The 23,470-nt window shown below is 44.0% G+C and carries 19 protein-coding genes; 2 read left to right on the top strand and 17 right to left on the bottom strand.

Features of this window, described 5'->3' with window-relative positions; genetic code table 11:
• Window positions 1-1,398, bottom strand: a complete 1,398-nt coding sequence (gene nifE, locus K5L93_RS19465; RefSeq protein WP_220721318.1) for a nitrogenase iron-molybdenum cofactor biosynthesis protein NifE — start codon at window positions 1,396-1,398, stop codon at window positions 1-3.
• Window positions 1,399-1,662: 264 nt separating this feature from the next.
• Window positions 1,663-2,751 (bottom strand): sensor domain-containing diguanylate cyclase, encoded by a 1,089-nt coding sequence (locus tag K5L93_RS19460; protein ID WP_220721317.1) that lies wholly within the window; start codon window positions 2,749-2,751, stop codon window positions 1,663-1,665.
• A 240-nt stretch (window positions 2,752-2,991) separates the two neighbouring features.
• Here K5L93_RS19460 and K5L93_RS19455 point away from each other — a divergent pair, with 240 nt between their 5' ends.
• Window positions 2,992-3,528 (top strand): GNAT family N-acetyltransferase, encoded by a 537-nt coding sequence (locus K5L93_RS19455; RefSeq protein WP_220721316.1) that lies wholly within the window; start codon window positions 2,992-2,994, stop codon window positions 3,526-3,528.
• 46 nt (window positions 3,529-3,574) lie between these two features.
• Here K5L93_RS19455 and cowN read toward each other — a convergent pair whose 3' ends face one another.
• The 12 genes from cowN to K5L93_RS19395 all read right to left on the bottom strand — a co-directional run bounded on the left by cowN (window position 3,575) and on the right by K5L93_RS19395 (window position 17,136).
• Window positions 3,575-3,859, bottom strand: coding sequence for a N(2)-fixation sustaining protein CowN (gene cowN, locus K5L93_RS19450; protein ID WP_220721315.1), 285 nt, complete (start codon window positions 3,857-3,859; stop codon window positions 3,575-3,577).
• 72 nt (window positions 3,860-3,931) lie between these two features.
• A complete protein-coding gene (locus K5L93_RS19445; RefSeq protein ID WP_220721314.1) occupies window positions 3,932-4,372 on the bottom strand; it encodes a DUF6129 family protein in 441 nt (146 codons plus the stop codon).
• On the bottom strand, window positions 4,360-5,034 hold the full coding sequence (locus K5L93_RS19440) for a NifB/NifX family molybdenum-iron cluster-binding protein (RefSeq protein ID WP_220721313.1): 675 nt from the start codon (window positions 5,032-5,034) through the stop codon (window positions 4,360-4,362). The genes K5L93_RS19445 and K5L93_RS19440 overlap by 13 nt, the downstream gene beginning before the upstream one ends.
• A 45-nt stretch (window positions 5,035-5,079) precedes the next feature.
• Complete coding sequence (nifT, locus tag K5L93_RS19435) at window positions 5,080-5,292, bottom strand: putative nitrogen fixation protein NifT (protein ID WP_220721312.1); 213 nt, start codon at window positions 5,290-5,292, stop codon at window positions 5,080-5,082.
• Window positions 5,293-5,349: 57 nt separating this feature from the next.
• Entirely contained in the window at window positions 5,350-6,921 is a 1,572-nt protein-coding gene (gene nifK / locus K5L93_RS19430) for a nitrogenase molybdenum-iron protein subunit beta (RefSeq protein ID WP_220721311.1), read from the bottom strand.
• A 90-nt stretch (window positions 6,922-7,011) separates the two neighbouring features.
• Window positions 7,012-8,457, bottom strand: a complete 1,446-nt coding sequence (nifD, locus tag K5L93_RS19425; protein WP_016403297.1) for a nitrogenase molybdenum-iron protein alpha chain — start codon at window positions 8,455-8,457, stop codon at window positions 7,012-7,014.
• A gap of 42 nt (window positions 8,458-8,499) precedes the next feature.
• Window positions 8,500-9,378 carry a nitrogenase iron protein gene (gene nifH, locus K5L93_RS19420; RefSeq protein WP_016403298.1) on the bottom strand — a complete coding sequence of 293 codons (879 nt, stop codon included), beginning with the start codon at window positions 9,376-9,378 and terminating at the stop codon, window positions 8,500-8,502.
• A gap of 397 nt (window positions 9,379-9,775) precedes the next feature.
• Entirely contained in the window at window positions 9,776-10,693 is a 918-nt protein-coding gene (pfkB, locus tag K5L93_RS19415; RefSeq protein ID WP_220721310.1) for a 1-phosphofructokinase, read from the bottom strand.
• A gap of 9 nt (window positions 10,694-10,702) precedes the next feature.
• Window positions 10,703-12,433 carry an alcohol dehydrogenase catalytic domain-containing protein gene (locus tag K5L93_RS19410; RefSeq protein WP_220721309.1) on the bottom strand — a complete coding sequence of 577 codons (1,731 nt, stop codon included), beginning with the start codon at window positions 12,431-12,433 and terminating at the stop codon, window positions 10,703-10,705.
• Between the two features lie 32 nt (window positions 12,434-12,465).
• The gene (gene ptsP / locus K5L93_RS19405; protein WP_246615099.1) at window positions 12,466-15,090 is read right to left on the bottom strand and encodes a phosphoenolpyruvate--protein phosphotransferase; all 2,625 of its coding nucleotides are present in this window, start codon (window positions 15,088-15,090) and stop codon (window positions 12,466-12,468) included.
• Between the two features lie 132 nt (window positions 15,091-15,222).
• Window positions 15,223-16,623 (bottom strand): PTS mannitol transporter subunit IIBC, encoded by a 1,401-nt coding sequence (locus K5L93_RS19400; RefSeq protein ID WP_220721307.1) that lies wholly within the window; start codon window positions 16,621-16,623, stop codon window positions 15,223-15,225.
• 12 nt (window positions 16,624-16,635) lie between these two features.
• Window positions 16,636-17,136, bottom strand: coding sequence for a PTS sugar transporter subunit IIA (locus K5L93_RS19395; protein WP_220721306.1), 501 nt, complete (start codon window positions 17,134-17,136; stop codon window positions 16,636-16,638).
• Window positions 17,137-17,377: 241 nt separating this feature from the next.
• Between K5L93_RS19395 and K5L93_RS19390 the strand changes: the two genes are divergently transcribed.
• Window positions 17,378-18,145, top strand: coding sequence for a DeoR family transcriptional regulator (locus tag K5L93_RS19390; protein WP_220721305.1), 768 nt, complete (start codon window positions 17,378-17,380; stop codon window positions 18,143-18,145).
• Window positions 18,146-18,189: 44 nt separating this feature from the next.
• Here K5L93_RS19390 and K5L93_RS19385 read toward each other — a convergent pair whose 3' ends face one another.
• From K5L93_RS19385 to K5L93_RS19375, 3 genes are read right to left on the bottom strand one after another with little or no spacing between them, the layout of a single operon-like run.
• On the bottom strand, window positions 18,190-21,249 hold the full coding sequence (locus K5L93_RS19385; RefSeq protein ID WP_220721304.1) for an efflux RND transporter permease subunit: 3,060 nt from the start codon (window positions 21,247-21,249) through the stop codon (window positions 18,190-18,192).
• 2 nt (window positions 21,250-21,251) lie between these two features.
• The gene (locus K5L93_RS19380; protein ID WP_220721303.1) at window positions 21,252-22,316 is read right to left on the bottom strand and encodes an efflux RND transporter periplasmic adaptor subunit; all 1,065 of its coding nucleotides are present in this window, start codon (window positions 22,314-22,316) and stop codon (window positions 21,252-21,254) included.
• A 1-nt stretch (window position 22,317) separates the two neighbouring features.
• Window positions 22,318-23,397: an efflux RND transporter periplasmic adaptor subunit gene (locus tag K5L93_RS19375; protein ID WP_220721302.1), complete on the bottom strand. Its 1,080-nt coding sequence runs from the start codon at window positions 23,395-23,397 to the stop codon at window positions 22,318-22,320.
• Window positions 23,398-23,470 lie beyond the last annotated feature (73 nt).

Below are 23,470 nucleotides of genomic sequence, written 5' to 3'. Positions count from 1 at the left end.
TTACTTCTCCCCTATTGGCGCACTGCTGGTCCACGGCGGATTACTGGTCACTAAAGGCCAAATGGCACTGTCTAAGGTACGGCAAAGCTCTTTAGCAAACGTAAGCATGCCTTGATAACCCGCGTAGGCATGTTCACGTTCTTGATTAATATCCAGAAACGGCAGACGCGCTTTTAAGGCGGTATACATGTTACGTCCGCCGGCAATCATTAAATCGGCGTTATGTTGTTGAGCTACATTGAGCAGATTTCGGGCGCCACCTTCATCTAGCATCAGCGCATCCTCACCCATAATTTGCTTAATTCTTGCCTTATCTTCTGCTGTCGATTTCTTGGTTCCGGTAGCTACAACGCTAATACCTAGCTCTTGTAGGGCGGAAACGATAGACCAAGATTTAACTCCACCGGTATACAGCAAAGCCTTTTTGCCTTTAAGACGTTCTATGTAAGGTTGTAGTTGCAGCCGGATCAACGCTTCTTGTTGAGCAATAAGCACTTCGGTTTCTCGGTTCACCTGCGGGTCATCCAACAACTTGGCAAAACTACGCAACGAAGCAGAAGTATCTTCAATGCCATAAAAACTGCCTTCAAACCACGGAATGTTCCAGCGTTCTTGCAACATTCGCGCGACATTAATTTGCGCTCTGGAACACACCACCATGGCAACATCGGCCTGGTGCATGGTTTGTATCTCGTGAAAACGAGTATCCCCCGACATGCAACTTAATACTCGATAACCCAAACGCTCTAACAGCGGAGATACATGCCAAAATTCACCTGCAATGTTGTATTCACCAATCAACACAATATCGTTCACTCGCCTGGTTGGATCGTGACGCATAAAAGGTTTCTCTGGCGGGTCTATGGTGCCCACCACCTGCTTAACCATCACTTCACCAGCTATCCGGTTACCTAGGTTTTTGCTGCCATAAAAGCCTGCAGCATCTACCGCCACAACTGGGATACTCCAACGGCTTTGAGCCAATTTACAAATAGCCTCTACATCGTTTCCTTCCAGAGCGGGTACACAAGTGACATATACAAAAACCGCTGGAGGGGAATGTTTTTCAATGACCGTTTTTATCGCGTGTAACAAACGCTTTTCGGCCCGCCCCATAATCACGTCTTGCTCGTTTAAATCGGTAGTAAAACCCAAGCGAAATAAATTGCGGCCCGATGCGCGAGTGCCTCGGTTGTTCCAGCTATTTCCCGCACAAGCTATAGGCCCATGAACAATATGGGCAACATCGGCAATCGGTAACAAGGTAATTTGCGCACCATCAAAACTACAACCGCCTGCCGTTGCCCCAGGTACTGGTCTAGCACAGCCAGATTTTTCTCCAGTGTTATGCTCGCAAGCGGGTTCATCTAATAACTCGGCTATGTCGCTTCGCTTCATGCTTACACCTCACAACAACTATTTGGATCAATGATTAATTGTGGTATTGCAAAGCGTATTCCATTGGAGAATAGCGCTATTAGGGGCTTTGAACGGCGGACTATTTGTCGTAATTGCTACAAAGCCTTACGACTAGAACAATATGTGGGAAATAGTGCGACTAAATCGAACGGAGTAAAATTGAAGGAGTGAGTCGCCCGTAATATAGGGCGACTACCGTAAGAAGATGTGGCTACCAGCTAGTTTGAGTTACCCAAAAGAGGGTTAAACAGAAAAGTCTTCAAAAGAACCACTGCGCGTTACTACTTTATTACGTCCAGTTTCTTTTGCTTCATATAGGGCTTGGTCAGCAATCGCAATCATTTTGTCCGCTAGCATTTCAAAATCACTGGGTAAACTGCTCTCGTTAAAGCCGAGATAATAAGCACCAATAGATACGGTAATTGGTGCTTCTGTTAGCTTAATACTACCAATCGCCTTCATCACCCGACTAAATACCTTTGCACAACCGTTTAAATTACTATTGGGCAACCAAATTAGGAATTCTTCTCCACCCAAACGAGCAACAAAGTCATAGTCTCTTAAGGAATTGCTAATTTGCTTCGCGGTTTCGACTAATGCTTTGTCACCAAGCTGATGACCGTAGCTATCATTGAGTTTTTTGAAGTGATCAATATCCACAATAGCCAACGTGCCCTCGCCGCCAGTTCGGCTTAACAAGTTCATACTTTTCTTTAGCTTTTTGTACATCCCACGGCGATTTGGTATCTCGGTTAAACTGTCGTAGTTCGCTAATCGTTTTAGCTTTTGATTAAGTTTGTTTAGCTGTTCTTCTTGTTGCCTGCGAATCAGCTCTACTTCTATCCATGAAGCCATTAATTGCACCGCATCAATATCAATTTCTTGGAAATGACGAGGGTAAGGAGCAGGACTAGAAAAATTTAAGGTTCCGTAGAGTTCACCATTTAAACGAATAGGCATACCAATGTAAGACTCTAAACCAAAAGCTTTATAGGCCGGATGCCTGGCGTACATATCATGTTTACCAATGTATTCTAGAGCGACCGGTGCTTGGGCTTCACAGGTGATTCCACAGTATGTGGTATCCAAAGTAAAACGATCGCCAGCTTTGAGCTCAACAGCCTCTGGAGTGACGCAATATTGAACAACATAGTCGTTTCCCTGAATCCTGGACAAAATAGCAATATCCAAGTTAAAACGCTCTAAGCCCATTTGAAGCAGCGCCAGGATCTGCGCTTCGAAGCCTTGGTTATGTGCATTTGTCACTTGATACAAACGACGAATAACTTGTTCGCTGCTAGTGTTAGCCTGATTAAGACAGGTTGTTGACATGCATTAAGTCCTTTAAATATTCGATTTAAACAGTATTTACTAACAATAGTATAAGTAGCTTGTTTTCACATGAATAGGGGTAAAACTCTTTAAAAATGATACAACTAACAGTTCTCACTTAATATTAGATCACCCCCACTTTACAGCGCCACATAACCAGTGGGGCTTAATTTGGTTTAGAGCAAATTTTTACTATTTTACTTGTTATAAACTGCTACAAACTTTAGAAAGGATCCGGTGATGAAACTATCGCTTTTTAACGTGAGTTTAGCGAACCCCGTTACCCAGTTATTTGAACAAGTATTTGCTGACTCTGAAGGCGCTGAAGAAGGCCAGTTAATAAAAGCTTTAGTCGCTGAAATGATAGAGACTACGCCAGAGCAAGATATAATCGGCTTCGTAGCAAGCTCAAACGAAGAACTGGCGGGTTGTATCTTTTTTAGCCGCATGTTGCTCGCATCTGACGACGTGGCGTTTATATTGTCTCCAGTGGCTATAGCTACCAAGCAGCAAGGCCAAGGTGTTGGCCAAAAGCTGATAAATTACGGTGTGGAGCAATTACGCAAGCTAGATATAGATTTGTTAATCACTTATGGCGACCCAAACTTTTATAGCAAAGTTGGCTTTAAGCAAATTACTGAGCAACAAATCAAAGCACCATGTAAGTTAAGCCACCCTGAAGGCTGGTTGGCGCAAAGTCTGTCCAATCAAGAAATCCCCAGTATCAACGGGGCAAGCCAATGTGTTGCCGCACTAAATAAACAAAAGTACTGGTAAGCCAAAACCTAAGCTGACCGAACCGGTGCCAAGAAACAGGGCTTACTTAACAACATTCTTGTTCAATTTTGTAAAGTAGCTCTAAAGCCTGAGTATCTTCACAAACTTCGAAGTACTCATACAAAGGATTAGTTTGATTACCGATAAAATTAAGGTTATCTCGCTGCATTTTCGCTTGTTCTGCGCGTTTATCATGAAAGTAACTCAGCCATAGATCGCCTCCCCTTTTTGCGTTTAAATGCTGTTCAAGCATGCTTATTAGGCGGTCTGCATTTTCATCACAATTGATGTTGCAAAAAGAGACATAGCGGTCGGTAATATTACTGCTCATGAATAGCTAACCTGTTTAAAGAAACTGCCTAATGCTGGCACTAGGCAGTACATAAGAACCTATTTTAATAACTCACTCTTCGTGCAAAGCAATTACGAGCCCAATAGCTAGATCTACGCTATTGGTTAATCTGGCACAACTAGTGCCTTTAGCCATTAAGAATAAATCAAAATAACTGGCACTCATAAACGCCTCACGTTCGGCCATATCATCTTCACTGCACTCGATAATACGGATGCTTGGATGATGTTTTTTAAAACAGTTAAGCTTTGCTTGGTAATCGTTTTTATCGGCCAAACTTGCCACTAACTTATCAATTAGGCTTTGGCTTAGCTCTTCGGTAGCAGCGTGATCTTCATGCTTACACCCGCAGCTATGCTTAGGTTTTGAGCCTTCTGACTGGTGGCTCTTACACTGACAACTAGATGAGTGTTTTGGGCTATGTAGCTGCTCTTCACCTTTGCAAGAACATTGCTTCGGCTCTGCTGTAACACTCGGCTCTATAGTAGACATGCTTCTGCCTCCTGTTTTTCTAGCAACTTAGCTAACCAACGCGGTGGGCAATCCATCACTGTTTGCAAGCGTTCTAAGATAGACCTTGCGGCTTGAGGCGTAAGCTGTTTCAAGGGCAAAATATCAGCGCGACTCACCCGAGCGGCAGCAGGCCCGCCAATCGACAAAGTGGCTAGCAATTGGCAGTCACTGATCAAGTCAATTAAGTAGCTAGTGCGCGCATCGCCACTTAAGTTCTCAATTACCGGCCTAACATCTACTAACTGAAAACCTTGAGCACTCACTTGATAAATGAGAAAACGTAAGCAAGAGCCAAAGTGTCCGTCGATGCGCTCCAAGTTATTAGAACTTACCGCAAGCTGCACAATCGGTCCTTTTAGCAAGGTTTGCTCCGGGACTACCGGCGCTTCCATAGGACTGATTTGCTCTGAGCTTAATATTGCATGTAATTGATTTACTTGGCTACGCTCTACAGTGTAGCGAGAGCTTTGAAATACTTCGCGTAATACTTTAGGGCTTAAGGCTCTTAACTTTTTCTCGGTTAATGGTTCGCCGCAGTGACCCACCAGCAATGATACAAACTGCTTTAGTTCAATATCTGGAATCGCTTTAGACGCCACAGCCAATCGCAGCGCTAAGTTATCGTTAATGTTTGATTTCATCGGTACTCCTTAGCGTATCAATCTCATCACCAGGACTCGCGCATACTAAGCGCGTCTTGCACGAAAGGTTTTAGGTAAACTTGGCGCAGGGTTTACTGGCTCAATATAAAATTTACTGCCGTCACTAAGTTCTATCTCCCCACCCCATTGATCTTGTTGATCAAACTGCAATGAGTGAATTGGCAACTCCAAATCTTTCTTTGCAATATAGGCTTGAAGCGCGCCAGAACTTTCTCGGCTAATTATTAGGTTTGGCATATCTCGTCCTTAAGTGGCCGGGGCTAAAGCCCCGGCCGGTCTTGTGGTGGGCAGTGATTAACGAACTAGGTCGAAGCCATAGTCTGTTTTACCCATTTCACTGGTATCTTGATCAAGTTTTGCCAGCACTTCGTTCACTAAGGTGGTAAGCATGTACATGCTGCCTTCGTAGCCTAGTGTGGTGTTGCGGTGTAAATGGTGGCGATCAAAGATCGGGAAGCCTAAGCGAATTAGCGGTACTTCAAACTCTTCACCTTTTGCTTTGGTATCACGCTGAATAAACTTGGCGTAAGAGTTACCAATCATAAAGTCAGGTTTATTGGTAAATACCAACGAACGGAAGTGCCACAAGTCTTTGCCTACATGGATCTCGGCATTTGCAGTGCTTGGTGACTCAGCAATAAGCGCTTCCATTTTCTTACGCCAACGTTTAGCACCGTTGTTACATAAGATGTGTTTAACTTCACAACCTAATTCTTGTAAGAATTTAGTTAAACCCATTAGGTAATCTGGATCACCATAGATAGAGAAACTCACGCCGTGTAACCAAGTGTGTGAATCGGTCATCATGTCGACTAAACGACCACGCTCTGTGGCTAAGCTTTCTGGAATTTCTTTGCCAGTTAACTCGGCAATCTTAATAAGAAATTCGTCGGTCCAATCTAAGCCCATTGGAATTTGCAATGCAGGAACCTCATGTTTCCAAGTACCTTCCACAAATTTTTTGGTTTTAGTTAGCTGATCAGGCTGCAATAACACTGTTGTAATTGCGTTAGGTGCGTCTTCAAGCTCACTTAGCGGCGTACCACCAGCATACATGCGGTACTCACCATCAGCAGGTGTATCCAACACTTCTGATGGGTCACTAAGTAGACTGTAATCCACACCCATTTGTTGCATCATTTTGTGAATAACACGGTAGTTACCTAAGTAGGTTTCAAAACCTGGTATTAGGTTAATTTTGCCGTTACTGCCTACCGTTTTATCGTCCATTTTGTTTAGGGTGAAATAGCGAGCAAAGCCCTCAAACATCCCGTCCCAACCGGTTACATGGCTGCCTACAAAGCTTGGTGTATGAGCAAAAGGTGTAGGTAGTTCTTTAGGTATGTAACCCTCTTCTTTGGCATTGCCGATAAAGGCGTTTAAGTCATCACCAATTACTTCTGCCATACAGGTTGTAGACACAGCAATAACTTCAGGCTTATACAATGCTAAAGAGTTTTGCAGGCCATCAAACATGTTTTTCTGACCGCCAAATACCGCTGCGTCTTCAGTCATTGAGTCTGATACACAGGCAACAGGCTCTTTGAAGTGGCGGTTAAAATAGGTACGGAAATAGGCTACACAACCCTGAGAACCATGCACATAAGGCAGAGTTTTCTCGAAACCTAGCGCACACAATACCGAACCTAATGGTTGGCAGGCTTTGGCTGGGTCTACGGTTAGGGTTTTACGAGAAAAGTTAAGATCTTGGTATTCTTGGGTGGTAGTCCACTCAAATACTTCTTTGATCTTCTCGTCGCTGACACCTTCTTCATGATCGGCACGTTTACGCGCCATCATGTCTTTATACTCTGGCTGTTCAAACAAGGGGTAGCCAGGTTTTATATCATCTACTTGTTGACTCATTGTATCTCTCCTTTCGCGCCACTCATCTGTGAACTACGAATTGAGTTAATTTTTTAAGCGCTAATGCACTCTTCCTGATCTTGCTAGTACTTAAGCGGCTGCTTTGGCACTCTTCCATGGTGGCGTTAACTTGTCCCAACAAGGGTTGTTTAAGGTCATGTCCATGTCGCGGGCAAAGATAGCGAAGCCATCAAAACCGTGGTACGGACCTGAGTAATCCCAGCTGTGCATTTGACGGAAAGGAATACCCATTTTTTGGAATATGTACTTCTCTTTAACACCCGCACCTATCAAATCAGGCTTGAGTTTGTCGGCAAAAGCTTCTAGCTCGTAACCCGTTACGTCATCGTAAATTAACGTGGCGTCTTTCACTTCTGGTACAGTTTTGCTGTAGTCATCGTTATGGCCAAACTCATAACCAGCACCAACAATTTCCATACCTAAGTCTTCATAGGCACCAATTACATGGCGAGGACGCAAACCACCTACATAAAGCATCACTTTCTTGCCTTCTAAACGAGGGCGATACTTATCCACCACTGCTTGCCACTGTTCTTTATATTTGGCGATAACTTCTTCAGCCTTAGCTTGAATTTTCTCGTCAAATTTAGCGGCGATAGCGCGTAATGATTCTTCACACTTGGTAGGACCGAACAAGTTGTACTCCATCCAAGGGATGCCATATTTCTCTTCCATATGACGACAGATGTAGTTCATTGAACGGTAACAGTGCACTAGGTTCATTTTCACTTTTGGCGTATTCTCTAGCTCTGGTAAAGTACCGTCACCAGACCACTGCGCCACCACTCTAAGACCAATTTCTTCTAACAGAATACGCGAAGACCAGGCGTCACCACCGATGTTGTAATCACCAATAATGGCTACATCGTAATCGCTAGTAGCGACTTCTTTGTCTTCTGATTTATCCAATACGTAATCACGTAGAGTATCGTTAGCAATGTGGTGACCAAGCGACTGACTCACGCCGCGGAAACCTTCACAACGAACTGGAACAATGGTTTTGCCAATCTCGGCACCTTTGGTTTTAGCCACTGCTTCGATGTCATCACCAATTAGCCCTACTGGACATTCAGATTGAATCGAGATCCCTTTAGCCAAGGGGAATAACATCTCAATTTCGTCTACCATGGTTGCTAGCTTTTTATCGCCACCAAACACAATGTCACGCTCTTGGAAATCAGAGGTGAAGTTCATGGTGCCAAAGCTATTTACTCCGGTATAACCGGTGTAATAGTTACGACGACCAGCGCGCGAGTATTGACCACAACCCACAGGACCATGAGAGATATGCACCATATCTTTAATTGGCCCCCACACTACCCCTTTTGAACCTGCGTAGGCACAACCGCGGGCAGTCATAACACCAGGAAGTGACTTACGGTTAGCAGTAATACAACTACCACCTTCGCTGTCGTTTGCACCTAGGTGTTTTTGGCGATCTTTTTTGGCTTTTTCTGGATAGACTTCTAACACTTCATCAATCAGTGCTTGAGTCTCTGCTTTTTTATCTGACATTGCTGCCTCCTATAGCATCAATTTACTCACTGAGATGAGTGATTAAGCCGTTGCTTCTTCAGCTACTTGACCAATGATTGATTCGTCTTCTTCATCCATGATGCCGAATTCCATCAACAACTCTTCGAGCTCATCCATAGTTACCGGCGTAGGTACTACAAACATTTTGTTGTCGATGATTTTTTTGGCTAGGGTGCGGTATTCGTCAGCTTGATTACATTTAGGGTTGTATTCAATTACTGTCATACGACGAATTTCTGCTTGCTGTACAACATTGTCACGCGGTACAAAGTGAATCATTTGAGTGCCAATTTTGGCTGCTAGCGCTTCAATTAACTCATCTTCACGGTCACATTTACGTGAGTTACAAATAAGACCGGCTAAACGAACACCACCAGTAGCAGCATACTTACAGATACCTTTAGAAATGTTATTCGCTGCGTACATCGCCATCATTTCACCAGATACAACAATGTAGATTTCCTGTGCTTTGTTTTCGCGAATAGGCATGGCGAAACCACCACACACCACGTCACCCAGTACGTCGTAAAATACAAAATCTAGTTCTTCTTCATAAGCGCCTTCTTCTTCTAAGAAGTTAATCGCTGTGATTACGCCACGACCAGCACAACCAACACCTGGCTCTGGGCCACCAGACTCAACACAACGTACACCGCCGTAGCCCACTTTAAGTACATCTTCTAATTCGATGTCTTCAACCGAACCCGCTTCCGCTGCCATTTCCATAATGGTGTTTTGCGCTTTTGCATGTAAAATTAGACGTGTTGAATCGGCTTTTGGGTCACAACCAATAATCATCACCTTTTTGCCCGCTTCCGCTAAAGCACCAACTAAGTTTTGAGTAGTGGTAGATTTACCAATACCGCCTTTTCCGTAAATTGCACATTGACGAATAGCCATAACATTTCTTCCTATTAGCTTGATAAACGGTTCCCACTGTAGCTATTGCCAGAACCGTTCCAAACTCCATGAAACAAGATAAGTCATTGTATTTATTGTATTTATTGATAGTTATCGGCAAATTATTGAGTACACAAGACAAACAATTTAGGCCGCAAATGTAGGCTTTGTCGTAAATACAACTAGACGTTTTAGGGTAGCTAGAGAGATCTCTGCTAATCTGTTTAGAAAATCTAAAATAGGAAAGAAGTCGGGTTCGATGGGTAAGCGTAAGCAACAGTAATGGCATTGTTGCTGCTAACAATAGATAACACGATTGCCTTTTATTACTTAGCTAGGCCCAAGAAACAAAAAAGGCTTATCATTCGATAAGCCTTTTTGCTGCAGTTTCTAACACTTAGTTTATTTCTTTTCTAAGTTGCTCTACTTGATCAAGTGAACCTAAATCAGTGCCCTGTCGACTAGCAGATGCAGCACCACAGGCCAAGCCATAAGGTAAAGCCTGAGCTAATGATTCGCCTAAACTTAGGCGCCAAACCAACCCGGCCACCATGGAGTCTCCGGCACCAATGGGGTTAGCTTCAACAATACTCGGGCTGGTAAACTCGGCGCATTGCTGTTCATTCGCCATTAACGCACCTTTTTTACCTAGAGACACCACTAAGTTCTTCGGTCCCATGGCGAGTAAAGCTTGGGTCCAGCCCTGAGTTTGTTTTAACTCCTCGCTACTTAAACCCAATAGCTCTTGAGCTTCATCAAGGTTAGGTTTAACTAAGCTTGGCTGAGCCAATATCCCTTCTCGCAGAGCCTCTCCACTGGTATCTAATACCGCGTGTGCGCCAGCATTTTCAATCAGTGTAATAAGCTCTGCATAAAAGTTTGCTCTTACGCCCTTAGGTAAACTGCCACCCAATACCCACCAGTCACCAGCGTGGAGGTTTTGTTTAACTTGGTCGACTAAGCTTTTTAGCTCTTCTGGGCTAACTTCTGGTCCCGCTTCATTCACCTTAATATGTCGCTTATTCCCCGCTTCCACAACGGTAACGTTGGTGCGGGTTTCGCCTGCTATTTGAGTAAATTGGCATTTAATGTCCATTTTACTCAATTCGCTTGCTAGGCGTTGACCAGTAAAGCCACCAATAAAACCCATTGCGGTGCTTGTTACACCAAGGTTTTTAAGCATCCGAGATACATTAAAGCCCTTTCCACCGCAATCTAGGCGTGATTGATTGGCACGACTTACACTATCAAAAGCAAACTCATCTATTTGCAGCTCTAAATCAGCAGCTGGATTTAGTGTTAATGTGTAAATCATTGGCATTCCTTATAAGTAAGCTTCGAACAAGGCTTTTTCGGCTGCAATGTTCCAGGTGTTACCTTTACCTAAGGCGTTTGCCACAGTAGGTAACTGTTCAGCTAGTTCATCTAAACCTAATAGCGGTAAATCTTCTAGTTGTGGGAAGATCAGGATTTTACCTGGGTACTTAGCATCAATCATCGCTTCAATACCATCTTTAGCCACATTCATACCGCCAATAGCCGCAACACAAATGGCTGGAGCAATGTTACCTGCTACGGTGTTATCCATCACTACTGTTTGGTCTTCAATAGTTAAGCCTGACGTTCCTGTGTATTGGGCATTACTAAGGTAAACAGAACTAAAGTCTACCGGTGCCAAGGTGCCATTAGGAACACCAGCAAACAATACCAACATGCCGTCATCTTTCATAAAGGTTGCAGACTCGGCCATGATATCGGCATTTGGTACACACACCACGACGTCGTCGGCTAACTTGCCTTTACTATGAGTCTCTACAAATTCTGGCAGGCTTACTGGGTTGTTAATTGGGTTGTAAGTCACCAATTCACAGTTGTTGCTTTCAGTTAAACTAGCAAAACGCGCTTCAATTTCAGCTAAACGCTGGTCATTGATGTCGGTCACAACCACTTGACGAGGACCGTCTTTAAGCTCAATTGCGCGCTGAACATGCATTTGCCCCATTGGACCACCGGCACCAACAAAAACTGCAAAGCCATCTTTTCTTAAATCACAGCGGTTGCGCTGCTCACCGTAGGAGTCGGCTACATCTACACCACTATTACCAATAAAGGCAACGTAGTCGTAATGTAAACGGCCAACATCGGCATTGACTAAACCATCTACTGGTTTCTTACCCACCATATTCATAGTACCGCGACGAGCAACATATTTTGCAATACTTGTCAGTTCGTCGGCTGATTGTGGCGCTAGAACCACAATGTCATCAAAGCCCACGCCATCGGTAAACTCAGCCACTGCTTGCTCTAAGTTACTCGCGTTAATGTCGTTACGGATCAACACATTTTTAGCTTTGCTTTCTACCAAAAGACGAAAAGCTTCCGGTACGTTGCTAAGAATAACAGTAGCAGGTGCTTCTAAGCCTTTAGAAAAACCATAAGCTGTTTGGTCATCAGCTTGACCAGTAATCCACATTACACCGCCTTGTTTTGGCTCTAAGCGACGACGCTGGGTATATGACGCCCAAACACATCCCCAAGGCTCAAGTAAGGCTGCTTCAGCGAAACCTAGTTCATCAGACACTTTAAGCAAACATGAACCGGTATCAGTTTCTAATACTTCGGGCCCAATTAAGTGATATTGAGTTAAGCCGCCAGGAACCGTGTAGCCGTATGCGGTACTCTTACCATTTTGGTAAATATCTGGCTGCATCGCATAACGCTCACCCACTTTGTATTCACCACTAAGGCCTTCGCCCACTTTAACTACCGTGAGAGTGGCTTCATGGCCCAAACGCGTTGGTTCTTTGCGTAAATCTCGGTTGTACAGTTTAGGGTGCGAGCTACCTTGGTTAATTAACTTAACATCAGAAAAGCACAGGCCTACTGCGTCAACTCGCACTAGCAGTTGGTTATCTGCTGGTTCAGGTACATTGAATAGTTCTGGTTGATTATCTTTACCAATGTTTTCCACACCGGCGCCGTACATGTTCCAAGTGCTGGTGGTATTTGGTGTTGCTTGGTCTAGTTGTTGATATTTTTCGTATTGACTAGTCATCTTGATACCTACTCTTTATATTCTGTTTTCTACTAAATAAGATCATCATGGTTTTTGTACATCGCCATGACGGCTTCGGAGCTACACATTTGTAGGGCTTTTTCTGCTTTAGCCTGCAACTTGCTGTAAGACACCGAACGAATGATGTTTTTTACTGCTGGAACATTGGCGGGGCTTACCGACAGCTCTTGAACCCCCATTCCCACTAATAAACAAGCTATGTTAGGGTCGGCAGCCATGTTGCCGCACACGCCTACCCACTTACCGTTGGCAGTGGCTGCTTTAACGGTCATAGAAATTAACCTCAACAAACCTGGATGGTAGCTGTCAGCTTCACAGCACAACTCTGGGTTTAGTCTGTCCATCGCTAAGGTGTATTGGGTTAAATCGTTAGAACCGATAGAGAAGAAATCGACATGTTTAGCTAAGGTGTCGGCCACTAAAGCGGCAGATGGCACTTCAACCATAATGCCTAAGGGCAGTTCAGGTGCATTAAGTGACACACGAATTTTATCGGCCATTTCTTTGGCTTTGGTCCATTCAGACATTTTGGCGATCATTGGGAACATAATGTGGATCCCTGATTTACCAAATTGCTCTACTTGCCAAATTGCTGTGCGATAGATGGCTTCTAGTTGACGTTCAAACATGTCTTGGTGTTTAAACGATAAACGTACGCCACGAACCCCTAAAAACGGGTTATCTTCGTGCGGCATATCCATCCACGACACCGGTTTGTCACCACCAATATCCGCGGTTCTTACAACAAGTTGACGATCGCCAAGCTCTTTTGCGATGCTTTTAAGTGCGTCTATCTGTTGCTCAATGGAAGGTTCTTCGCTTGAAGCTTCAAACAAAAACTCGGTTCTAAGTAAGCCTGCGCCTTCTCCGCCATTTTCCAAGATACTTGGTGCATCTTTAGGTTTAGCAATGTTACAAACTACTTCAATATGGCGACCATCTTTAGTTACAGCAGGTTCATGTTGATGCTCTGCTTCGGCTAAACGCATTTGTAACCAGGTATCGATGTTTTGGCTTGCTTGCTCTAGTGTTTCGTGACTTGGGTTAATCACTACGCTAGCGCTTTGCGGATCGACCACTGCCATTTGTTGGTCTGCCACTTCGCACAACTTGCCAGCGCCAACACCAACCACTGCAGGAATACCCAAGCCTCGTGCAAGAATTGCCATATGACTGTTAGGTCCACCTAATTCGGTAGCAATGGCTTTTACCGCTTTGCCTTCTAAGCCAGCAGTTTGCGAAGGAGAAAGATCTTTTGCCAACAAAATGAATTCTTCATCAGGGAAACTGAGTGTTTCAGCTGAGGTAAGAATGGCGATAACACGCTGGCTTACATCATTTAGATCGGCTATGCGTGCCTTTAGTCGCTCGTCTTCAACTTTAGATAAAGCATCAATTTGTGACGTTAAGGCTTGTTGCCAAGACCAAGCTGCGCTGTTGCCTTGCTCTATGTATTGCAAGCATTCTTGATTTATCGTTTCGTCGCTTAGTAGCTGCTTTTGCGCTTTTAAAATAGCGGCCTCTTGTGGGGCTTTTTCTAACAGCTTGTTATGTAACTCGTCGCTTTGTTCAGCGGCTTTGCTTAGCGCTTCTTGCAGTGCTTGCTTTTCATTACTTTGGCCACTGCCCTGCTGCTCAACATTAATGTTTGAAGCACGCAGTACGAATATAGGTGCAGCGGCAATACCCGTAGAGGCTGCCATCCCCTGCAACACCGCATCACCCGTAGCATTAGCTAAAGCCGGCAAGCCTGCTAAAGGATTAAACTCCGCGTTAGCGTTATCTTCTTCACTGTCTAAGCCCGCTTTAATCATGTCTGATAAAAGCTGAACCGCTTGTTCGGCTTGCTCACCTTCGGCAGAAACAACGACTGAATCGCCCAATTTTGCGCCCATGGCCAATAATGCAGCCATAGATTTTGCATTAGCAGATTGCTCACCGTTTCGAATGCGAATTTGAGTATTGGCAAAACTGGCCGCTTGTTCACTAAGCAAACTTGCTGGGCGAGCATGCATACCTGCTTCATCCACAATAAGAGCACTTTGGCTAATAGCAAAATCATCTTCAACCACTGCTTCTGCCGAAGCACCAGCGCCTAAGGCGTTAATAATGTCGAACTTATTTTCAGTAATAGCTAGTTGGGCAGACAAAGTTTCATCCATTACAACCGTAGTTAGGGTTTGTAAAAGACTAAGATGGTCTTCGCCTTTAGCGGCAATGCCGACAACCAGTTTCACGCTATCGCCGTTGTCATTCCAAGTAATCCCCTGTGGAATTTGCACAATCACCACACCACTTTGCGCAACTAAGGGTTTTGCTTCGTTAACGCCATGGGGAATAGCCACACCGTTAATTAAATAGGTACTTACTTTGTTTTCTCTTGCTTGCAAAGCCTCAAAGTAATCGGCGTTTACTAAACCTAGTGCCAACATTTGTTCAGACACAAAACGCAATACTTGTTCTTTGCTATTAAAATTTTGATTTAGAAAGATTTGCTTAGTTTCCACCTGTAGCGAATCTGGCTCTTTTTTAGCAGCAACTGGCTGCTCAATAGTGGCTGACTGCACCAATTCTGGTTGAGAGGCAACCTCTGTCTCTTTCTCACTGGAAGCGAATAAACTTTTAAAAAAGGACATGCTTATCTCGTTTTGTTGATTTAGCAAAACACCGAGCCGCGTAGGCTGGGCTATTTGACGTAAATGGTTAATATAGATGCGGCCTACAGCGTAGCTGCTGTGCTGTAGGCGCAACCTAATAAATGACTAAGCTCAGGCTTTAAGGCTTGCGACTAACTTGTCGTAGAAGCTTGCATCCATGAAGTTTCCTATGCTCACGTGGCGAGCACTAGGTAACTTCTCTTTAGCTCTGGCAGACAACTCTTGTTGAGTAATTACAATGTCGGCTTCATGCAAATCGTTGATGGCTGAATTGGTAACATTGATATCTAAGCCTGCATCTTTAATCTTGCCTCTTAGCACTGTGGCGCCCATGGCTGATGAGCCCATACCTGCATCACAAGCAACAACAATAGATTTCACTTCACCGCCGGCTGCGATTGAAGCGCTAGCACCTGCAGGGATTTGACCTTTTGATTCTGCTTTGTTGGCATCAACCGCTGCTTGCGCAGCTTCTAAGTCATCAGTCTCTGATGCGTCTCGACGAATAATCACCGATGCAACGAGGAATGAAGTTGTTGCTGCAACAGCAATAGAACCTAGGGTTAGCATGATACCCATACCACCAGTAGACATAAGCACTAAGGCAAATACCGAACCTGGAGATGGTGGACCTACTAAGGCATTACCAGTAATCATATTGAAAGCAACGCCCGCCATACCACCAGCGATTACGGCGATGATTAAGCGTGGTTTCATTAAGATGTATGGGAAGTAAATTTCGTGGATACCACCAAAGAAGTGGATAATAGATGCACCATACGCTGATTTTTGAGCAGTGCCTTTACCTACAACCATGTAGGCAAGTAAAATGCCTAAACCAGGACCAGGGTTAGTTTCGATAAGATAGAAAATAGAAGCGCCAACTTCTGCAGATTGCTCGGCACCAAGTGGGGTAAATACGCCGTGGTTAATTGCATTATTCAAGAACAAGATCTTAGCTGGCTCAACAATAATCGATACTAAGGGCAACAACGAACGGTCTACAATCCAGCCCACACCATCGCCTAACGCGGTAGTTAGCACCGAAACCACCGGGCCAATAATCACATAAGCAACCATTGCCATGATCATACCGATGATCCCAAGTGAGAAGTTGTTTACCAACATCTCAAAGCCCGGTTTAATTTTGCCATGTACCCAAGTATCAAACTTGGCAATAGCAAGACCACCCAGCGGACCCACTATCATCGCACCCATAAACATGGGGATGTCGGTTCCCACAATAACACCCATGGTAGTCACGGCACCGGCAACAGCTCCGCGATCTCCGCCAACAATTTTACCGCCGGTGTAACCAATCAGTAGAGGTAGCAAATACAAGATCATTGGTCCAACTAGGGCGGCCAAACTCTCGTTAGGTAACCAGCCTGTTGGGATAAATAATGCGGTAATCAAACCCCACGCGATAAATGCCCCGATATTTGGCATAACCATCGCACTCAAAAAACGTCCGATTGACTGAACGCCAACCTTTAAATTGTTCGCAGACATTAGTCTAACTCCTTATTCCTTTATGCTCGTAGTTGCTTTGAAATTTGACTCAAACGCCAAATTCAAGCTGTCGAGTATCACTCGCTCTTCATTTGTTGTTAGCCATAGTTCTATCATCGAAGGATCTGTCATTAATTGAGCTATCGACGAAAATACGTATGACTGAGACTCTCTAAGCTTTTTTAAATTTTCTTTTAGAGGTACAGCAAGCAAGAAGATGATGCGAACATCCTCATCCTCTTCGTTCCAGTAAAACTCATCACCCTTTACTCGAACGAAACACAACACCGGTTCATTGATGTGCTGAGTAATTACGTGGGGAATAGCAGTGTGTTGTCCGGCAAATGTACTAACTATGTTCTCGCGTTTGATTATGTCGTTATATAAGCCGGTTGGGTCTGTGGTTTTGCGTAACAAAAACAATTGAGCACATATACTGTATAAAGCTTCATCTTTAGACTCAGCTTCAAAGTCGAGCAATATGCTTTGTTTTGTTATCAGATCCTGATTCATTGTTATCCCTCGCATCACGTTAAGCCGAGTATAGAAAGTGGAATTTATGTGTCAAAGAAGGTGATTAGATTTGACGTCATATAACGATTGGCTTTAACAAAACAATAACACCAGCGCACTTACAATCATTAGCAATCATTGCCAATCAATGGTAATCAAAAACTCTGTGATCGAGATAAAAGTTTTCAAATTGCAATCAATTACAATCATTTTGAATCACATACTTCTCAAGAGTTTTCAAATGCCAGCCAAGCTTCGTCATAACAAGATTTTAGAGCACCTCCAAGAGAATACTGTGGCCAGTGTTCAACAATTAGTGGAGCTTTTAAATTGTTCGCCGGCGACGGTTCGCCGGGATATTATCGATTTAGATATCCAGGGAAAACTAAAAAAAATACGTAATGGCGCCGAAAAGATACTCTCGCCCAATGTTGTTAGTTCACCTGGAATGGTGGGGTTTTATCCGAACATTTCTGACTATGAGAACTATGAAGAGTCAGACCGCATTGCGCGTAAAGCTGTGGACCTATGCGAAGTGAAAGACAATATCTTTGTTGGTGAAGGACAGATCCCATTCTTAATGGGGAAATATTTAACTGATACCCATGTGCATGTTTACTCTAACTACCTGCCTTTGCTTACTTATTTGATTTCACAGAGCTACCCTCACCTAGTTGTTTTGGGTGGGCAGTACATTAAAAGCCAAAGCTTATTAGTGTCTCCAGATAACCATACTTCGTATCAGGGGCGCTATCTAATTGTGAGCGGAGATGGTCTTACCGAAGCGGGTTTAACTAAGTCTGCTTTACTTACCTTTATGGAAGAAAAGAAAATGCTGCAATACGCCGACAAAGTTGTCGCGATGGTATCGGCAGATAAAGTCGGCGTATTTGGAGGATTATCGCTGTTTAGTTTAGATGAGATAGACATTGTGATTACCGGAGAAAATGCCGATAAGGCGATGATTGAACTGCTTCGCGGGAATAACATTCAAGTGTATTTGGTCTAAATATTACTGATAGTAAAAAGGGCGCTAATTGCGCCCTTTTTCATTTATGCTTGGCTAGGTTTTATTCGATAAAACAAGGCGTACAACACTGGAACAATCACTAGCGTTAACACTGTAGCAAAACCAAGTCCGAACATAATGGTTACCGCCATTGAGCCAAAGAAGGCATCAAATACTAACGGCATCATACCCAATATCGTAGTTAATGCTGCCATACTCACCGGCCTTACCCGGCTAATAGCACTATCAACTACCGCTTGGTATGGGTCTTTGCCTGAGTGAGTTTCAATGTTAATTTGGTCCATCAATACAATGCCGTTCTTTAACACCATACCACTTAAACTCAACACGCCTAATAAAGCAGTAAAACTAAAGGCCGAGTTGGTAGCAAGTAGGCCAATCGCCACACCAATCACCGCTAACGGCACCGTGAGCCAAATAACAATAGGCTGGCGAATAGAGTTAAACAAAAACACCGTAATGATGAACATAAACAGATAACCCATTGGCAATGAGCTAAATAGTGCTTCCTGTGCATCGTTTGATGACTCGTACTCACCTCCCCACTCTATCGAATAGCCAACAGGTAAAGCGATAGCTTCAACTTGAGGACGTAAACGACCAAACAAGCTAGCTGCCGTTTCATCCCCAAGGATGTCATGGTCTGCCAATACTGTAAGCGTGCGCTTGCGGTCCTGACGTTGAATAAGCGGTTCAACCCAGCCTAAGCTAATGTCATCCACTACTTGTTGAATAGGCACATAAGTTTGTAGCGCGGGGCTCCAAAGCTTTAAGTTTTGCACCGTTGAAAAATCAACCCGTTCTTCTTCTGGTAAACGAACAACAATTGGCAGCATCTCGGTGCCGTCTCTAAACAAGCCGATGGCGCTTCCACCAAAAGCCATTTGTAAGGTGTCAGCTAAATCCTGTTTAGAAATACCTAAGCGGCGCGCTTGAGACTCGTTAAACTGAGGCAGCAAGTCTTTAGTTCGTTCGCGCCAATCATGACGAATATTTCGCGCCCCCGGGTCGGCACTAAAAATGTCTTCGACTTGGGTGGCTAAATCTCTAAGTACTTGAGGATCCGACCCAATAATTCTCGCTTCGATCTTAGAGGCTGGAGATGGGCCTATTTCCATTAATCGAAATTGAAAGCTCACTTGCCTAAAAGAATCACGTAAGCTGGTATCAAGCTCGCGCATCAGATCTAGCATTTGTTCACGGTCCACCACTCGAATTTGCAGCTGGGCAAACGCTTCGTAGCTTTTCTCAGGGCTGTAAGTAAGGCTAAAGCGTTGCAAGCCTTGACCAGTTGTAGAAGTAACAAACTCTACTTGCTCTTTGTCTAACAAAAAGTCTTCTACTTTTTGAACTTGCTTATAGGTGTCACGAATATCGGTGCCTTCTGGCATCCACATATCCACGTAAAACATTGGCGTATTTGACGGCGGAAAGAATGAGTTCTTTACTAGGCTAAAGCCGTAAAATGCTCCAGCTAACATCATTATCATCACTGCTACCGTTAGCATTCTAAAGCGCAAACAAAACTTCAATAAACGGCCAAACACAACAAATAGAACACCTTTGTAGGGATCATCATCGTTTTGTTGTTTCTCGCTGCTTTTAGACGACAACAATAAGTCAGCAAGAAAAGGCGTTAAGGTAATGGCGGTAATCCAGCTTAAAAAGAGTGAGAAACAAAGTACCCAAAACAATGAGCCCATAAATTCACCCGTTGCATCAGGCGATAAACCGATTGGAGCAAAGGCAACAATGGCAATCACCGTTGCGCCTAGTAACGGCCACTTAGTTTGCTCTACGATGTCTTTAGCGGCTTGGACTTTGGTTCGACCTCGTTGCATGCCAACTAAAATACCTTCAACAACTACAATGGCATTGTCGACCAACATACCTAGTGCAATAATTAAAGCGCCAAGCGAGATCCGCTGCAACTCAATGTCGTAGATACTCATCAATATGAAAGTACCCATCACCGTTAATAGCAACACTGCGCCAATTATCACTCCACTGCGCAAGCCCATGGTAAACAACAGCACCACAATCACGATACCCACCGCTTCTGCCAAACTCAGCACAAAACCGTTAACCGACTGCTCAACTTCTTTGGCTTGATTATAAAGCGTGTGGATCTTAATCCCCGCAGGTTTAATATTTTCAAGCTCGGCTAAACGCGCATCTACAGCCTCCCCCACCTTAACCACGTTAACCCCAGAAGAAAACGAAATACCTAGATTTAGTGCAGGCTCGCCATTGTAATTAAGCAAGTTACTGGGTACTTCCTGCACGTCACGGGTAACTGTAGCTACGTCTTTTAAGCGAATAAGGTTACCGGTATCGCGGCCATGAATAATTAGGTTTTCAAAGGTTTCGATAGAATTTAGTTCACCAGTTGGGCGTAATTTAAGCGTTTGGGAGTTAACAGTAACCTCTCCGGCACTTATCACGGCATTTTGCTGGGCTAATAATCCGGCTACAGTGTTCATATCTAGGTTTAGCGCCGCCACACGTTTAAGCGACATTTCTACAAACAATTGCTCCTGTTGGTCACCCGCCAAGCTGATTTTGCCAACGCCATCAACTACTTCTAACTCACGGGTTAAGTAATCAACATAGCGCTTTAACTCAACGTAAGAATAGTTCTCGCCGGTAACCATTAACATGACGCCATAAACATCACCAAAGTCGTCCATAACCTGAACTGGGTTTACGCCTGGCGGTAACGAAGGCTCCAGATCATTTACTTTACGTCTTAGTTCGTCCCATATTTGCGGCAGTTCATCAGGACCATAGTCCATCTTCATGCTCACCATAATTTGCGACAAACCAGCCGAAGAGGTAGAGGTTACCTTATCTAAGTAAGGCAACTGGCGAATCGCCTTTTCTAGCGGGTAAGTTAGCTCTTCCTCTACTTCTGTTGATGTAGCACCAGGGTAAGAGGTAATAACCATGGCATCTTTAACCGTAAAGGCAGGATCTTCTAAACGCCCAAGGTCTGTAAAAGACACTACACCACCAACCGCTAGAATGACCAAAAACATCCAGCTAATAACTTTGTTTTTTATTGAATATTCAGCAATAGTCACGCTTATTGCTCCTGAGATTGAGTGGTTACAGAAAGTCCATTTCTAAGCTTGGCTAAGCTTGAAACAATGATTTGGTCGCCTTGGCTTAAGCCTTCGCTTACTAACACGCCTTCAGTGTGTATTTGTGCTACTTGAATCTCAACTTTCTGGGCACGCCCTTCGGTCACTTTCCATACATAAAATTGTTGATCGTTATTGCCTGGATCTAATGCTGTCATAGGTAACAAATATCCACTGCGCCCTACAAGGCCAGCCGCATCTAAATCAACAAACATAGTGACAGAGGTTCCAGGCAAAATTGCTGGCTCGACTTGCGGCATGCTCATCCACACTTCAAAAGCCTGAGTCTCGGGATTAGGCTCCGAGGTATGCTCTAAAAGGGTAACAGGATAGAGCGTATCGTTACCTGCGTATTTGGCTTTAGGTTGATAGCTATAATTACGCTCTGTTGGGTCTATTTGAGCAAGCAAGTTATCGGGTAGTTGCAGCCGAACATACACTAAATCATCTCGATAGATAGACAGCACTGTCTCGCCGGGCGTTATTGTTTCAAAAGACTGCTTTGGCACTTCAGCAATAAGGCCTTCAAATGGTGCGCGTAGCTGGCTGTATTTTAGTTGCGCTTTAGCCAACTGATAATCAACACCTGCCAACTCATAATTAGCGTTAAGCACATCGTATTCTTCTTGAGACAATAGGCTTTTACCTACCAAGCCTTGGGCGCGGTTTAACTGACGCTCAGCGAGGCTAAACGTTGCCAGAGCATCGTCGACTTGTTGTTTTAGCTTTCGATTATCAAGTTGCGCTAACAATTGGCCCTTTTTAACGTGTTGACCAGGCTTGATCGACATTTGTGTCAATTCGCCAGCAATACGAAAGGATAACGGCGTCAATTCTGCTGGCTCAACGCGGGCATTAAACTCTCGTTCCGGCTGAGCTGCAGATTCATTAATACTAACTGTTAATACCGACAAGGTATTATCGGTGACGGTTTCTACTGGCTCACTGCAAGCAGAAAGCAATGTGGTAACGGTTAACGCAGCCAATGTATGGAGTCTTAACAACATTTTAAATACCTCCTTCACGTTGCCAAGGCCGTATTATTTGGCCAGCATTTAGCGATTTAGCGCCAGCAACTACAATGCTATCTCCGGCATCTAAACCTTTAATAACCAAACCTTGTTGATTTAGTTGTACATTCACCGCTTCTATTCGCATCGTTTCAGGCACCACTCGCCACACTTGTGCTTGCTGCTCATCAACTTGGATAAAAGCACCTTTAGGTAAGGCTAAGCCATTATCGGTTTCAGACTCATTACGTACATAAACCTCACCAGACATGCCGGGTAAGATGTTTAAGTGCTCTGGTCTTATGATGGTTAAGGTAACCGTATAACTATTAGTATCAGGATCTGGTTGGGTAGAGATCTCTTTAAAACGAGCGGGTAACTCGACACCTTTAAAATTACCTAAAGTAACCCAGAGTTTTGCTTCACGCAGTTCGGCTAAATTCAGGCTCTCTGTAATGCTTACCGGTAAGTTGAACACTAAGTCTAACTGCTCATCGCCTAACAAACTCAATACCGGCTGTTTTGCACCGGCAAACTGGTATTGTTTGGCGTAAGTCAGCGATACAACGCCAGAGAAGGGTGCGTGAAGTTTGGTGTAGGCTAAATCAGTGGTGGCTTGATCCAAATTAGCCTGTGCTTCTGTGTAGGCTGTAAGAACTTGATCGTAGTTATCCTCAGAAATTAATTTCTTAGCAAATAGTTGCTCAGATCTTGTGCGACGGGCTTTTTCTAAATCAAATTGAGCTTTACGCGCATCAACAGCCAACTGAAAATCATGAGGGTCAAGAGCGGCAAGTAAATCCCCTTTATTTACAAGCTGCCCCATTTTCACGTTCATTTGCTGTATTTCACCGGACACTTGAAAGGCCAATTGAGCTCGGCTAGTTGCCTGAACCTGCGCCACAAAATTGTAGTCAACAGCGTTAAAGGTTTCAGGTACTTCCAACAACTTGACGGGTTTTACAATTTCATTAACAGGCTCTGAATGAGCAGGTTCACAGGCTTGCAATACCAGCATCATCAGGCCTACAAAACTAAGCCGCTGCCAAACAGCCTTGTTTGTTAGATATGTTCTCATTAGTTGCTCCGTTTGAACAAACAGTCCAATATACTTTCCAGTCGGAAAGTATATTGATCACCCTCTTGCTGAT

This window comes from Agarivorans litoreus, from assembly GCF_019649015.1.
GTDB classification, from domain to species: domain Bacteria; phylum Pseudomonadota; class Gammaproteobacteria; order Enterobacterales; family Celerinatantimonadaceae; genus Agarivorans; species Agarivorans litoreus.
The sequence above is the reverse complement of the archived record's forward strand: the minus strand, read 5'-3'. Positions and strand labels throughout refer to the sequence as shown.